This is a genomic window from Mastigocladopsis repens PCC 10914 (assembly GCF_000315565.1).
GTDB classification, from domain to species: domain Bacteria; phylum Cyanobacteriota; class Cyanobacteriia; order Cyanobacteriales; family Nostocaceae; genus Mastigocladopsis; species Mastigocladopsis repens.
This window is the reverse complement of sequence record NZ_JH992901.1, coordinates 1,913,559-1,929,169: the sequence shown is the minus strand read 5'-3', so window position 1 is coordinate 1,929,169 and position 15,611 is coordinate 1,913,559. Positions and strand designations below refer to the sequence as shown.

The 15,611-nt window shown below is 44.4% G+C and carries 11 protein-coding genes; 4 read left to right on the top strand and 7 right to left on the bottom strand.

All coding sequences use genetic code 11. The features are described from left to right. Nucleotides 1–13: 13 nt before the first annotated feature. Complete coding sequence (locus MAS10914_RS34070; RefSeq protein WP_017315920.1) at nt 14–1,354, bottom strand: hypothetical protein; 1,341 nt, start codon at nt 1,352–1,354, stop codon at nt 14–16. Nucleotides 1,355–1,913: 559 nt separating this feature from the next. On the opposite strand from MAS10914_RS34070, the gene MAS10914_RS0110645 reads away from it, so the two are divergent. Continuing rightward, nucleotides 1,914–2,624: a GNAT family N-acetyltransferase gene (locus MAS10914_RS0110645; RefSeq protein WP_017315919.1), complete on the top strand. Its 711-nt coding sequence runs from the start codon at nt 1,914–1,916 to the stop codon at nt 2,622–2,624. An 820-nt stretch (nt 2,625–3,444) separates the two neighbouring features. Beyond that, on the top strand, nt 3,445–3,999 hold the full coding sequence (locus tag MAS10914_RS0110640; RefSeq protein WP_017315918.1) for a hypothetical protein: 555 nt from the start codon (nt 3,445–3,447) through the stop codon (nt 3,997–3,999). Between the two features lie 134 nt (nt 4,000–4,133). Here the strand turns inward: MAS10914_RS0110640 and MAS10914_RS0110635 are convergent, their stop codons facing one another. The 5 genes from MAS10914_RS0110635 to MAS10914_RS29950 all read right to left on the bottom strand — a co-directional run bounded on the left by MAS10914_RS0110635 (nt 4,134) and on the right by MAS10914_RS29950 (nt 11,171). Then, on the bottom strand, nt 4,134–5,288 hold the full coding sequence (locus tag MAS10914_RS0110635) for a histidinol-phosphate transaminase (protein ID WP_017315917.1): 1,155 nt from the start codon (nt 5,286–5,288) through the stop codon (nt 4,134–4,136). 90 nt (nt 5,289–5,378) lie between these two features. Then, nucleotides 5,379–6,020, bottom strand: a complete 642-nt coding sequence (locus tag MAS10914_RS0110630) for a YqiA/YcfP family alpha/beta fold hydrolase (protein ID WP_026082469.1) — start codon at nt 6,018–6,020, stop codon at nt 5,379–5,381. Continuing rightward, nucleotides 6,020–7,399, bottom strand: a complete 1,380-nt coding sequence (gor, locus tag MAS10914_RS0110625) for a glutathione-disulfide reductase (protein ID WP_026082468.1) — start codon at nt 7,397–7,399, stop codon at nt 6,020–6,022. Before gor ends, MAS10914_RS0110630 begins: the two co-directional genes overlap by 1 nt. Nucleotides 7,400–7,526: 127 nt before the next feature. Further along, nucleotides 7,527–8,876, bottom strand: a complete 1,350-nt coding sequence (gorA, locus tag MAS10914_RS0110620; RefSeq protein WP_017315914.1) for a glutathione-disulfide reductase — start codon at nt 8,874–8,876, stop codon at nt 7,527–7,529. Nucleotides 8,877–9,065: 189 nt separating this feature from the next. Further along, nucleotides 9,066–11,171 carry a cation:proton antiporter domain-containing protein gene (locus MAS10914_RS29950; RefSeq protein ID WP_017315913.1) on the bottom strand — a complete coding sequence of 702 codons (2,106 nt, stop codon included), beginning with the start codon at nt 11,169–11,171 and terminating at the stop codon, nt 9,066–9,068. 286 nt (nt 11,172–11,457) lie between these two features. Here MAS10914_RS29950 and MAS10914_RS0110610 point away from each other — a divergent pair, with 286 nt between their 5' ends. Next, a complete protein-coding gene (locus MAS10914_RS0110610) occupies nt 11,458–13,044 on the top strand; it encodes a B12-binding domain-containing radical SAM protein (RefSeq protein WP_017315912.1) in 1,587 nt (528 codons plus the stop codon). A gap of 518 nt (nt 13,045–13,562) precedes the next feature. Then, nucleotides 13,563–14,294, top strand: coding sequence for a hypothetical protein (locus MAS10914_RS0110600; RefSeq protein ID WP_017315910.1), 732 nt, complete (start codon nt 13,563–13,565; stop codon nt 14,292–14,294). A 175-nt stretch (nt 14,295–14,469) separates the two neighbouring features. Here MAS10914_RS0110600 and MAS10914_RS0110595 read toward each other — a convergent pair whose 3' ends face one another. Next, a complete protein-coding gene (locus MAS10914_RS0110595; RefSeq protein WP_017315909.1) occupies nt 14,470–15,609 on the bottom strand; it encodes a quinone-dependent dihydroorotate dehydrogenase in 1,140 nt (379 codons plus the stop codon). Nucleotides 15,610–15,611 lie beyond the last annotated feature (2 nt).

The window sequence follows — 15,611 nt, the reverse complement described above, 5'->3', positions numbered from 1 at the left end:
GCCAAGTATTGAGTTATGACGAGGGAGATTTACGTTGTATTCTGATACGTACAACAAGCTCACTCAAGGGCGGGTTGTTTCCATTATCATTGCTTGCTGGAATAAATTTTTGACCTTTGAAAATTTCCTCAGCGTATTCCTGATATTGTGTTGCTTGAGCTTCGGGAATTTTTAGAGAAGGGTCTAACAATATACTATTCAAGTTGCCACTTGAATCAATCAACAACACAGCTCTAAACTCTATAGGCTGATCACCGAGTTCTCTATTGAGTGCAAGAAACTCCAGTTCTTTTTCCCTAATGTCTCCTACAATTTGAGGCGGGTTGTCTTGTATATCCTTCTTTATAGCATCAGCTTCTATCTCCCAAGTTGCTAACGCAACTCCTCCCCCTTTTTGCTCATCCAGTGGCGACTGCTGTGGTTTTACTGGTGGAGCAATATCTTCTAATGGGGTTCCCTTTCCAACAGTGACTTCACCATCAGGTTGTCCGGGGATTTCAGGTGTACCTGTATCGCTGGGTGGCTGCGGTTGCTCACCTGTTTCGGCTGAGGAATCAGTAGGAGTTGAATCTGTGGTGTTATTTTGCGGCTTAGAAGCCTGATTTTGCTCACCTAGTTCCTGATTTGCTTGATTTTGAGTGTCTGTATCTGTACTGTCAGCAGTGTTAGGCGAAGGTGTCGGTTCTAGGTTTTCGTTGTCGAAAGGGGTTGGTGAAGGCGTCGGCTCTGGCGTTTCGTTGTCGAAAGGGGTTGGTGAAGGCGTCGGCTCTGGCGTTTCGTTGTCGAAAGGGGTTGGTGAAGGCGTCGGCTCCAGTTGGCGAGTTGGTTCAGATGTTGCAGGTTGAGGCTTAGGTTGTGCTTCTTTTTGCTCAAAAATCGGTCTTTGGGAGGATGGCGGGGTTATATCTACCTTAGGTTGAGAAGTTCTCGCTTTGTTAGTGTTGGTCAAAGCGATCGCGTTGCTATCTTCTACAGTAGATGTAGATTTTGCTGTTAAATTCTCTTGAGCAACAGGCTTTGATGACCTCGCTACAGCCGACTTCTGAGTTGTGGAAGCTCTTTTTGGCGAAACTGGTTTTGCTTTTGATGGCGCTTTTCGTCGTGAAGAAATCTCCACAAAATCTACTGAGACAGGATTTGAAGAACTTCGTTGTAATAAAAGATTATACGAATATGAGCGCAGCAGCCAGAATAGCAGCAAGTGGAGAGCCACGGAAATTGTGGCTACAGCGATCCACTTGGTTTGTGGATCGCTGTGTCGCCTCAATGCTTTATCTGGAATAGGAGTTTTGTCAGCAACCGATTGTGTCATACTAAGCCATAAGTCCTCAGGAGACAGTCGCGTGGTGAGCACCTCTTTCCTCCTGGCACACTGCGCGTTAGCGAACGCGAGTGCGTGCGCTTTTGGTGCTCAGCTCCTCTACAGGAGGCACGGAGGGTTCCCCCCGCCCTTGGAACTTGCCGTCAGGCGACTGGCGTGCATGGTTCCCCCACTTGAGCGGACTGGGGTTTCTGAGTAAGTGTAGCACTGCCTTATTGCTTGTTGTTATTTGTCTGGCTAACTAGTCCCAGTTCATCCCGAGTGATGATCAATTAGCTAGGAGTTCTGATGTTACAGCGAAGGTAAGAAAAATTTTATCTACTCGGGAGCATCCTAATTTTGCAAAAATAACTGGCGAATAAAATTCGCGGCTACACAAGCGAAGTCCGCCTGCGCGGACTAATTACAGCCTGCGTAGGCAGGCTTTGTTTGTGTAGCCCCAGACTTATAGTCTGAGGGCAATTTACTGCATTGAGTCATTTCTTCATCCTACAAATAATCTGCTACAGTAACAGAAACCAGAATCGTACTGAGAACAGTGGCTTGTGGCTACGCTCTGGACGTAACTACATAAGGACAATATTCAGCATCCATGACCCAAGTTAAAGTTTTTTCATATAGGTCTGATGGTGTTTTAGGATATTTGAAAATATTTCTGTTGCATAAAATCAAAACTAAACTAGCCTTGAACCCCTCGTTCTTTCACTCATCTCATCAAGAACCAGTCTTAGCCGCAGCTCTTGCAGCTTCCTGCCAATTCCAAATCCGTGCGGCTACACCTCCTGATTTGACTAGTGTTGCCCAAATCATTGCTGAAAGCTTTCACTCCCAGAGTGGTTTATTAGGGTGGCTTTTTCCTTTATTGCGTTTGGGTATATACGAAGACTTAAGGCATCGATTGGCATCTCCTGCGCCTCATCAGGTTTGTTTGGTTGCTGTTGACACGACTGCTGATGCCGCAAGCAGTTTAGTTGGAACTGTAGAATTGGGTATGCGTTTTAGTGATTCTTGGATGCAAGTCGGTAGGAGTTGTCCTTACTTGTCTAATTTAGCTGTACACCCACAATATAGGAGGCAGGGTGCTGCTTCTGGGTTACTGATAGCTTGTGAAAAAGTTGCTCTTTCCTGGGGATTCCAAGATTTATACCTCCACGTTTTAGAAAATAACCATCAAGCACGACATCTCTATTTTAAGCTGGGATATCAAGTGCATAAAGTAGAATCCCATTTGAATACATTCTTCTTAAGACGCTCACGCCAAATTCTCTTGCACAAACGCCTAAATGTTAACTTAACTATCTAAATTCCCTTCTTAGTAAGGCTTATGGCGTTTAGTTGAGAATTCTAATAATTTTTGCTGCAAGTTTAAGCAGTGTTTTTAGTGTATCGATATTATCCCATATTCACGTATGCACAATCAAGCTATTTGATGGGGACTAGAGTATAACCGTCTGCTTACTCACCATGCGTAGAATACAAGCGCTGCTGGAAAGAATATTTTTATGATAAAGTTAACTTATTTTAAGCAAATATACTTAAGCAATTATCATTAAAAAATTACTATAATTTTTATATACCTATATAGCTATAAAAAAATGTTCGTTAATTTGTTAATTTAACTAGTTCTTTATTATTATCAGAATCTATGTTTTTCGTTTAAGAAAAATTGATTCAGAATTTTTAGGCAAATATATTAGTTAACATATGAAAACAAAAATCTATAAAATTATTTTTTGAAACTTTTATGTATTTATACGTGACTATTAATTTACTATTTAAATAACAAACTAAATAACCAATAGTTTCTATAAAATAGGCTGTTATTATGACATCAGGGAAAATACGCTAAATAATTATTCAAATCCTTACAATAAATTTTTATTCAAGAGAAGCAATCTTTATAAAAACTTTAAAAAAAGGACTCCTACAGTTGGAGACAAATTCAGTTAAATCTCATAAAATATGATCACTCAATTCTTAACAAGGTCTATTCATTTCTCTTACTCAAATTGACAAACTCAATTCTTGATAGTAGGAAAAAATCAAAACGTTGATTTCACAACACATTGATTCTCTATCTGAAGTGCAGACAAATACCAAATTTATTCAAAGTTCGAGAAAAGATGGATAGCGAAAAGCACCGACGCTATCAGACTACTATGGTATCGACTTATTATCCTGACACCAGTTTCCTTGACTATCTTGTCATGCCAGATGGAACTGAGCGCTCCTATGGCTCGGATATACTAACCATGTTGCTCAGTGGAAAGGTTTTCATGGTCAACAGTCGTAGGCGGAATGGTTTAATACTGTTCAAAGGCTATCATGCTGAGTTTGCTGGTCCTGGGGCAGCTGTGGGCGGTGATTACGACCGTGATTGTCGAGGAGTATTGCCTATAGGCAACCTGTCGTTATTGACTCCTGAATCTCATGAGGAACGTCAGAAAGCCTACTTGATTAGGAGACAGTGGATTCGGTTAATAAAACAAATTACAGAAAACCCAGTACCAGGGCAGCGAGTCCAGAAGATACTAGACCAATTTGAACAATACTTTCCGCCAGAAATGGTTGCCCAATTGCCAGATGAGGCATTTGCCCTTTTAGTGGGTGTTTTGCCACAAACGGTAGGGATATTACGCCGTTTGGGCAGTGACGTGCAAGGCAGATTTGATTACTAAGTTATAGCTGTATTTTGCTTTGATGTAAGATACGACTTGAGTCGAGATGAACGTGATATCTTATCTAACACTTACGAGAGTTTAATAAGTGGGAACAGAGCGCTCCTACGTGAATGGCAATCAAAGATAAAAATTCAGCTATTTGAATGAACTAAGGCAGCTTGTAGTCGATTGAGTGTCCGGGTATTTTCCTCTGGAGTCCCTACAGTAATTCGCAATCCTCCGTAAATTTCCCGCACTAAAGTGCCAGCAGCTTTCAGATTTTGGTGAAGATTTTTTACAGCAGCGTCTTGAGAGTGAGAACCATCTGGTTTGAGACGCATGTAAACAAAGTTAGTCGCGCTTTCCCAAACTTGTAATGTAGAATGTTGAGATAAAGTTTGGATGAGTTTGGCTCGTTCAATCAGGGTTTGGGGAATTGACTCCAACAGGAGTGTACGGTTTTGCAGTGCAACCGTTGCCGCTGTTAATGAGAAGCTGGGAAGATTGTAGGGTAAGCGAGCTTTTTCTAAGATGGCAATAAATTCAGGATGGGCAAGGCAATAGCCAACTCGCAATGCTGCTAACCGGAAAGCTTTAGAAAATGTGCGTAATACCGCCCAGTTAGGACGCTGTGATAATTCACCAATCAGGGTGTTCTGATTAAATTCAAAGTAAGCTTCATCAATAACGACTAGAATATGCTCACTCAGGCTTCTGATCCATGCCAACTCTGCTGTTGTTAAAGGATTGCCAGTGGGTGAATTGGGATGAACAACAAAAACTGCCCGGATGGGAGGATTTTGAGTCTGTTCTATGGCTAATTGAGCGGCTTGTAAATCAATTTCAAAATTCGTTTCATTTCGACCTACCTTTACTACAGGAATGCCGAGAGTTTCCGCTAAAATAGCGTACATAGAAAAAGTGGGTTGAGCGAGCAGAACGCAGCCCTCTCCTCCTAAACAACTGGCAATGAGTATCGAGCGTATCAGTTCATCTGAACCATTGCCAACAGAAATATGGGAAGGAGTGAACACAGATGGCGAAAGGTGAGCGGATTCATTGACATACTCAGCGATCGCACTTTTAAGTGTTTCATGTCCACCATCAGGATAACGGTTCGTCTCAATAAGTTGCTCGAAAGTCAGAGTTAGTTTTTCTTTTATCTGTGGTGGCAAATCGTAAGGGCTTTCATTGGTATCTAGGCGGTCAATTTGGATTGATGGTTGAATCGGTTGAGCAGTATCGCTACTGGGGTGAGGTTTGTAAGCTGTAAATTGGGCTAAGTCTGACCTGATGAATGGCAGCATAGTTAGTTATTTAGTTGTACAGACGTGCTATGGCACGTCTGTACATTAGCAAAAAACAATGAATGACTAAGAACTGTTGATTATACAACTTCAAGGTAACTGGCAGAATAATCGTATTGCCTGCCAAATTTCTGCCATAACATTGCCTAAACCGTGGTCGCTGTCAAATTCTACCAACTCTACCCAAGGACGCTTTTGAGCAAAATCACGACTGGCTTGAATGGGAATCACTTCATCGTGTCGTCCATGCAAGATAAGAGTGGGGATGGGGCGTTGCAACAGATCCTCTTTGTATTGACTAGCGTCTGTGACGAAATCGTAACTTAGAGGAAGTTTTTCCTCCTCCCCATAGTGGTAAACCATCAGATATTTTTCTTTTTGCCAACGCTGTACTGTTTCATCTCCTAACTTGGGCAACCAATGGGATAAAAACCCGAAAGCAGGTGCCAAAAGGACGAGGCGTTGCACTTGTGCATATTGCTGTCCCAGATGGGCAGAACTCAAACCACCCAAACTCGAGCCTATGAGCGTTACTGATGTAGAATCATGATTGAATTCAGATGCAATTTGAGTTATTTGGCGAGTGATTGTCAAGTGAGAAAAATCGCTAGCATTTAAATCGGGAATTTTCAGCTTGACATTTGCTTGTGCAAAGCAACTGCGTAGGTTCTGTGCTTTGGCAGAATGAGGACTCGATGCAAAGCCGTGAAGGTAGATGTAATGCAAGGCAATTACCGCATAGTCACGAATTCTTCTGCTGCTGTGGGATGGATACCGACAGTAGCGTCAAAGTCTTTTTTGGTGGCACCCATTTTAACAGCGATCGCCACGCCTTGAATAATCTCACCTGCGCCTTCACCTACCATATGAGCGCCTAGCACTTTGTCAGTGTTAACATCCACCACCAACTTCATCATTGTCTTTTCTGATGCACCTGTCAAACTGTGGAATAACGGGCGGAAGCGAGTGCGATAGGTTTTTACTGCATCGTCTCCCAACTGAGAACGTGCTTGAGCCTCAGTCAAGCCAACTGTAGCGGCTTCGGGTGTGGAAAATACAGCTGTCGGTACATCTTCATGACTAAAGACACGGCGATGATTGCCAAATTCACTGTCTGCAAAAGCACGACCTTCGCCTATGGCTACGGGAGTGAGATTGATTCTGTCAGTAACATCACCTACAGCAAAAATATGCGGTTGGGAAGTTTGACTGTATTCGTTGACGGCTATAGCATTCATAGTGCTATATCCAGGTCCTTCAAGGGAAGTTGCAGCGATATCAACTCCAGCGTTTTCTAAACCTAGTCCTTCTATATTAGGTGAGCGACCTGTTGCTACTAAAAACACATCGGCAATCAGTGGTTCAATATGTTCTCCGGATAACGTCAGCTTCAAACCTTCTGATACACATTCCACGCCTTTTACCACAGTATTCTTGATAAATCGTACTCCGTGGTTGGTCATCCCTTCTTGGATCTCGGTGCGGATGTCATCATCAAAGCCTTTCAAAATCGAGTCTTTGCGGATAATTTGCGTTACCTCGCTGCCCAATCCGCGCATAATAGAGGCAAATTCCGTGCCGATATAACCAGAACCAATGATGGCAATATGCTTTGGTTGTTCTTTGAGGTGAAAGATTTCGTTAGAGGTTATGGCATATTCCATCCCTGGTAAATTGGGTTTTATAGGTCGTCCTCCAACAGCAATCAAAATTTTGTCTGCTGTCACTTTACGTCCGTCCACTTCTACAGTGTGCGCGTCTACCAGCGTAGCGCGACCTGAAAGAAGTTGGACTCCTGCTTTGTCTAAGAAGTTGATGTGCAGTTGTGACAGTCGCCGAACTTCTTTATCTATTGCTGTGATGAAATATTCCCAGTCTAGTTCTGCTTCACCCACCTTCCAGCCATAGCCAGCCGCATCTTGAAACAATGCGGGAAAGTGGGAGCTATATACCATGAGTTTTTTGGGAATACAGCCACGAATCACACAGGTTCCACCCACTAAATCTTCTTCGGCAATAGCTACTTTTGCCCCATAGCTTGCAGCGCGTTTGGAAGCAGCCAAACCCCCAGAACCGGCACCAATGACAAACAGGTCGTAATCATATGTCATAGTTTCAAGCTTCCCTTGTAGAGTCATGAAAAAAAATTTGATACCACTTTATCAACGAAGCTAACATCTCGTAGAGTGTGGTGGTATCTTTTTGAAAAAGGTCTTGAAGCAGGACTAAGTTATTCCCTTACAGGGACATAAACAGAAACTCCTCACCCGTTGTTGGATGAATACCAGTTGTTTCATCTAGGTCTTGCTTGGTAATCCCCTTACGGATGGCAACACCGAGACTTTGAATGATATCCGCTGCATGTTCACCAACCATATGAGCACCTAAAACGCGCTCGGATTCACCTTCAACCACTATCTTGATCGTAGCTTGTTCGTCCTTTTGAGTTAGTTGAGAGATTAAAGGTTGAAAGCGATCGCGGTAACATTTGATAGATTCACCAAATTTTTCTCGCGCTTTTGCCTCGCTCATACCTATACTTGCAGCTTCTGGACGGGCAAAAACAGCAGAGGGCACTTGCTCGTAATTTACTTTTTGCGGTTTTTTGCCAAAAACTGTATTGACAAAAGCATGAGCTTCTGCTTTTGCAACTGGGGTTAATTGCAGGCGATTTGTGCAATCACCTACGGCAAAAATATTTTCCGCAGTTGTGCGGCTGTATTCATCAACTTTGATTGCGCTTTTTTCCCCAAGTTCAACTCCAGCGTTTTCCAAACCAAGATTTTTGGTTTTTGGGGCGCGACCTGTAGCAACTAAGATGGTGTCTGCGGCAATTGTTTTTCGAGTGGCGCCAGTCGTGGTTAACAGCAGTTTCTCCTCTAAGTACTTGATTTCTTTAACCGTGCTGTTACCAATAAGGCGAATCCCTCGTTTACTCAAAGCTTCTTGAACGCCCAAGCGGATATCATCATCAAACCCCGATAAAATCATCTCATCTTGATCGATGATTGTGACCTCACACCCAAAAGCGTTCATCATACTGGAAAATTCTACGCCAATGTAGCCGCCACCAATAATTGCCAAACGTTTGGGTAGGTAGGGTAAGTGAAACATCTCGCGGGAGGTGATGGCGTATTCAATCCCTGGGATATCTGGCTTGATGGGTTGCCCGCCCACAGCAATTAAAATCTTGTCAGCGGTATATTTGCGGTCGTTAATCTCTACAGTGTGAGCATCGGTGAAAGTGGCATAACCCCGAATGAATTCAACTCCAGCTTGTTGCAACTGCTCAAAATAGGAATGGTGAATGCTTTCAATATGCTGGTGTACGGACTTGATAAAGTACGTCCAGTCAAAGTGGCTTCGGCAATCACTCCAACCGTAGTTGTGCGCTATTTGATTTTGCAGTGCGAAATCAGCAGCGTAGACAATCAATTTTTTGGGTACGCAGCCACGATTGACACAGACTCCACCAAGGGCTTCTTGTTCGGCAATGGCGACACGAACACCATAGCTTGCTGCTTTTTTAGCTGCTGCCAGTCCTCCGGGACCAGCACCAATGACAAACAGGTCGTAATCGAATGTCATGACTTTCGGGAAGAATGAAGAGCGAAGAACGGATTTCTACTTCTATCTTCGACTTATCGCAGTGATACCTGCATCTATCTTGATTTTGATTTTATCCGATTTAGTTTTGCATTTAATATAGTTATTCTGGAGCAGACCAGACTGTCTGCTCACAGTTTAGGACGGCGTAAATGAGTATGGCATTCTTTCTTAGGTCAAGTTAGGTTGTAAGTCTGTTGTAGGAGATGACTTTTTGACAAGTCCTCTGGCTTTACGTAAACTTCCTTGGTAGCCTGGTGGCTCTCCCAACAGCACAACCGAACACTGAATCTGTTTGACTACCTCGGTAGTGACATCGCTGATAGCAACTTCACCAATATTCAGGCGACGACGACTTGAGCGCAGTACGACAAGGTCACAAGATTGGGATGCTTTGAGGATGACACCCACCAGATTATCCGCTGGTATAATTTTAATGCTGGTAGGGCTTTGAGGGAAGTGTCGAGAAACCAGGAGCTCCAATTGTGACTCCATCCAACCAATGCGGGCTTGGGAAGTACGGCGATCGCACACATGCAGCAGAGTTACCTCTGCTTGATTGGCATTTGCCAAAATCTCTGCAAATCGCACAATCCGCACCGCCTCTTCGCTCAGATTTTCAATAGGCACTAAAATTCGGCGAATGTTGCTAGGCGAATCCAGCAGGCGGGTAACAGCCACAGGACAGTGAGATGCCCAAAGAACCCGATCAATCACATTACCAAACAGGCGGGCACGCAGTCCGGTGGTTTTACCCCAGCCCATGACAATCAAGCTAGAGTTTTGCTCTCGACTGGCGTGGCTAATACCCTGAGCAATGCCCTGGTCAATGCGTGCGTGGGGTTCTACTTCTACCCCAAATTCCCGACCAAGTTCGACGGCATGAGACAGAAGGTTTTTGCTGTGCTGTAGGTCATTATCCATCTCTGGTGCGTCCATGTGCAAATGGGCAGGCGTAACGCCTAAGGCAACTATCTTACCCGATTCGCGCCGCACCAACAGTGCCGCCATTTCAATCAAATTCCTCTCTGTTTCTGGGTTACGAACAGGTACAACCACTGTCAACCCTTCTGATGGGTCATCCTTCCAGCTAAACATTGACTCAGTTGTCTCAGGAGTCGTGTCTATTGTCAACCCTGCTGCACTTCGGGCAGTGATGAGCGGTCCTAATGTAGCTGTCACTATCATGAGAACAATCACGCCATTCAGCACATCTTCCGTTAATAACCCAGCGCGATACCCCACCAAAGTCGCCGCTAGCGTAGCCGCCACCTGCGGCAGAGACAACGACCACATCGTAATCATCTCACGCCAGTTGTAGCGGTAGACTAACTTTGCCAGGAGTGCTGCTCCAAACTTACTGCTAATTAAACCCACTAAGATAGCCAGGGTTAGCCAGATAGAACTAATGCTGCTGATAAATGCCGGAATATCAATCAATAAGCCCAAGCTAACGAAGAAAATGGGGATGAACAGGACATTACCGACAAAGACCACCTTTTCTTTCACTGGTCCCGATCCAATAACATCATTCACCGCTAATCCTGCCAGAAATGCCCCGACAATCTTTTCTACCCCAATCACCTCTGCTCCCAGTGAGGATATAAAGACCACCAGCAGGACAAATAAAAATTGGTTTCCTTCCTCGTCTCCTGTTCGCCGAAAAAATTCCTGTCCCAACCACTTAAAACCAAACAAGATAACAGCAGAGTAAATAATTATCCCCAACAATAGCTTGGCTAGGCTAAACGTGGAGAATTCTCCTTTATGGATACCAATACATACCGCCAAGACCAGAAGTGAGCCGATGTCTGTAAAGATAGTCGCACCGATAGTAACAGTCACAGCTTCATTGTTAATCACACCCAACCGACTGATGATTGGGTATGCCAGCAGCGTGTGGGAGGCAAACAGAGAGCCAATTAAAATTGAGGCATTCCAACCAAAACCAAACATCCGCCCCACGATTGTTCCTACAATCAGGGGTACTAGGAAGGTAAACGTACCAAAGCCGATGGAACGATGCTTGGTTCGCTGAAACTGTTCCATATCAATTTCCAGACCCGCCACAAACATCAGGTAAATCAGCCCAATGCCAGAGAGTAGTTTGAGGGTTTCTGACTCATTGTTGAGAAGATGAAATCCATGGGGTCCTAAGACGACGCCTGCTACCAGTAACCCAAGCAATCCTGGCAGCTTTATTCGCTCAAACAGTAGAGGGACAATTAAGATGACTGTTAACAGAATGGCGAAAGAAACAATAGGCTCTAGATGCATTAATAGCTCCTTAAGAAAGCTGCGACTGATTGGCGAGCTAAATTATCAGATATCAGATTTACAAAAATTTATCTTCTGCCCTGGGATTGTATCAATAGACTTAAGGTGTATATGATGTCCGCTATTTGCGGTGAGAGTTTGAACCTGCGACCTCCCGCGTGACAAGCAATAACCCTTATTATTCCTCCTTTTTAGGCAAATTGGCGCTCTATCAATTGAGCTACCTGCCACATATAAAATTCACGCATTGGGGAAGCTAGTTCCCGCAATCATCACCAAGGATTTTATGAAAACACTGTTGCTTTACCCACAGTTTCCCCAGTCCTTTTGGTCTTATGATCGCTTTATGGAAATCGCTGGACTCAAAGCAGTCATTCCTCCACTAGGAATCATTACAGTCGCAGCGTTCCTACCCAAGGACTGGGAAATCAGATTTTATGATCGCAACGTCAGCCTTGAGACAGAGGCTGATTGGGAGTGGTGTGACTTAGTCATCCTCTCTGCCATGTTGGTGCAAAAGCCAGATTTCCACGCCCTGATTCAAAAAGCGGTGCGGTTAGGCAAGAGAGTGGCAGTCGGTGGACCCTATCCCACATCTGTTCCGCAAGATGCCCTTGACTCTGGAGCTCATTACCTCATCTTAGATGAGGGGGAAATGACGGTTCCACAGTTTTTAGAAGCGATCGCCCAAGGTAAAACTCAAGGAATTTTTCGCTCGATTGAAAAACCTGATGTCACCCAAAGCCCGATGCCGCGTTTTGACTTGCTGCAACGGGATGCCTACTTGATGATGGCTATCCAGTTTTCTCGCGGTTGTCCGTTCAATTGCGAATTTTGCGACATTATTACCCTCTACGGTCGTAAACCACGCACTAAAGAGCCTCGCCAGACCATAGCAGAGTTACAAGCTCTTTATGATTTGGGCTGGCGAGGCTCACTCTTCATCGTTGATGATAACTTCATAGGAAATCAGCGTAACGTCAAACGCTTCCTACGAGAATTGATTCCTTGGGTGAAGCAGCACAACTACCCGTTCACCTTCATAACTGAAGCTTCTGTGAATTTGGCAGAGGACGATGAACTGTTGCAATTAATGGGTGAAGCAGGCTTTTATGCTGTCTTTCTCGGCATTGAAACTCCTGACCAAGACAGCTTGCAAGTGACACACAAACTCCAAAATACTCGCCATCCGCTCGTCGAAGCCTGCCGCAAGATCAATGAGGCTGGCATGCTGATCTATGCAGGGTTTATCCTCGGTTTTGATGGAGAACGCACAGGTGCGGGAGAACGAATTCAAGCTTTTGTTGAACAAACCAGTATTCCGCAACCTATGCTGGGCATCCTCCAAGCTTTACCCAATACTGCTCTATGGAACCGTCTCCAAAGCGAGCAGCGTTTAGTAGAGGGCATCGGCGCCACTGAGGTGGGAGACCAGAATACCTTGATGAATTTCATCCCCACCCGCCCCCTTGCTGAAATTGCTAGAGAATATGTAGAAGGCTTCTGGACGTTGTATGAACCCACAAACTATCTCAGGCGCTGTTTTCAGCAATGTCTCAGTATTGGCTCGCTCTCCAAGCGAAAGCAAACCATGCAATTTTCACCAGGCAAAGGGTTGCGGCTCGTTGCCCAGTTAATCTGGCTTCAGGGCTTACGACGACCAGAAACTCGAGGGCAGTTCTGGCGACAACTCTGGACGATTCTGCTGAGAAAGCCCCAAGTTCTGAATATGTATTTGGGCCTATGCGCCGCAGGAGAGCATTTTTGGGAATACCGCGCTTTAGCCAGGGAACGGATTACTCAACAGCTAGGCTACGACCCACTGAAAGTTCCTGTGTTACCTGAGCAAGAAGCAATGTTTGTAAGGTCTTGATTTGACTGCCCTCTTTTACAGCGGTTTGCGGATGAGTGAGGTACAAAACTTCGGTCTCAAAGCTAGATATAAAGCCTGTTTTACTTTTGTGCCTCCTAGGGAGGAACTGCGTTAACGCGCAGCGTACACGGAGGGGATATTCTGACGACTGACGCCTTTATTCTGCTATAAATGCCGTTGCCCCTTGAAAAGTATAAGTATAAAGTTCCTGCGGAGCAATACTGCTCGTTGTGGATCAGACAAATCCCTTGCCCTCAAAAGTTAAGACCTCCCGCACAATGGGTTTGTCTTGCAAAAACTTCTTGAGGACAAAAGATTGGCTCAATCCCTATCTAAGACGAAAATTTTTCCCTATTCCCCTACACCTTGTGCAAAGGGCTTTGCCTGCTAGAGCCTACGCTTTGTCTGCGGTTTTGCCGGAAAAATTTTCCGGCAAATACACAAAAGCTACAAACAATGTCCCCAATTTTTGCCAAGATATTATTATTTCCAAATAAAGTCACTTGACAATAATCGGCATGAGTGAAAAAGCAATAGAAAGCTACGGCAAGGGTTTTCTAGTTCTACTTTTGCCTATCTCTTTCTTGATTATTTTCCTTGTTGCTACCTGGCGAATTTGGCTGGGTGTCATCCTGCTCGTCTTGGGTTTCAATATCTGGCAACTCTATAAATGGCAAAAGTGGTGTCAGCAAGCTAACCCGATTTTCCATCAACTCGTTCGGGAAAATCAAGGCAGGATTACGCCAATGGACTTAGCAATCAAGGGTAATTTTCCTGGAGAAATAGCAAAACGCTACCTAGATACGAAAGCAGGGGAATTTGGTGCTAGCACCGTTAACTCAGAAGACGGAAGCAAGGTGTACTACTTTATTACTGCGAGTACTCTAGGCAGCATACTTGACAGTAGCGAACCACCAAAAGAATTTCCTACTCAACCTGTTGCCCAGTATGCGCTACCATTTCTAGCACCACCGCCACCCCAGTCTCATCTGCAAGAACCAGAAACTGAATCACTACCGCAACCAACGCAGGAGGAAGCAAAAAAACCGCTGGAAAAACAATTGATGTTTGGCTCTCTTATTCAATCTGAACTTGCCAAGCGGCTCAATGTTTACTCCAGCACAGTATATAAACGGCGGGATGATCCAGATTTTTCAGAATGGAGTCGCACCAAGGACCCAGATGGTGTTGCTTGGAAATACTCCCGAAAAACTAAAGAGTTTTTCCCAGTAGAAGAAGGCAAAAGTTAAAAGAGATTTCTTTTTACCAGCAAAGAAATCAGAACGCAGGGGTCAGAAATCAGAATGGGTTCTGCAAGACTGGGTGGCGACTAGAGTTTAGAGCAAAAAGAACTCGATGGCAAACGCTATCAAAAATGAATGCCCTGTATTCATTCTTAGGGTTATTCTGTATTCTGTGTTCTTCTCAATTTTTTATTTTTCCTTCTAAACCCACAGCTTCGGAGATAGAATTTAATCCATTTTGTTCTAGCTTGGATAGCAAACCTTTGAGAATGTGGCGGATCATGGCTGGACCTTCGTAAATCCAGCCTGTATATACCTGAATGAGGCAAGCACCAGCAGTGATTTTCTCCCAGGCGTCTTCAGGAGTAAAAATGCCGCCAACACCGATAATCGGTAATTGACCTGCTGTTTGCTGCCAAATAAAACGAATGACTTCGGTGGAACGTTCCCTGACTGGAACACCGCTGATACCACCAGCTTCTTGTTGAGGTGATTTGCCAGTTTGAGTAATCACCTGTGTTTTCAGTGTATCCCTACGGATTGTGGTGTTGGTGGCAATAATTCCAGCCAATTGATAGGTTTTTGCCAGGGAAATAATATCAGCGATCGCTTCCCATTCCAAATCAGGAGCTATCTTGACAAAAACAGGTTTTTGTGTTGTGTTTTCCTTTTGTAATGCCTCCAAGATACAACTCAGCATAGCGGCATCTTGAAGCGATCGCAGCCCTGGTGTATTGGGTGAAGAGACGTTAACAACAAAGTAGTCTCCGCAATCTTGAAGTAAGCGAAAACTATAAAGATAATCTTTTGCAGCTTCTTCTAGAGGAGTTATCTTAGATTTACCCAAATTTATACCTATAGGTATGGGCACGTTGAATTGCTGAACTTCTGCTAACCGCGCAGCCATTGCTGCTGCACCTTGATTGTTGAAACCCATACGGTTAAGGGCGGCTTTGTCCAAGGGTAAGCGAAATAAGCGAGGACGGGGATTACCTGGCTGTGGATGAAAAGTGACAGTTCCCACTTCTGCAAAGCCAAAACCAAGACTTGACCAAATGGGAACTGCAATGCCATCCTTATCAAACCCAGCTGCCAAACCTAAGGGGTTAGGGAAGTGTAGCCCAAATAGAGTTTGTTCTAGACGTGCATCAGACAGGGAAAAGGACTGTACCAGAAGTTTGTTGATCCAGTTTGCGCTAGCTTGGTTGGGAGTTTTTCCCAACCAACTTAAACTGTGAATCGTTGAGGAGTGCAACCACTCTGGATCTGCTTTAAGCAGAGTGAATAAAAGGGGACGAAGTGCGTCTTTATAAATATCCAAAT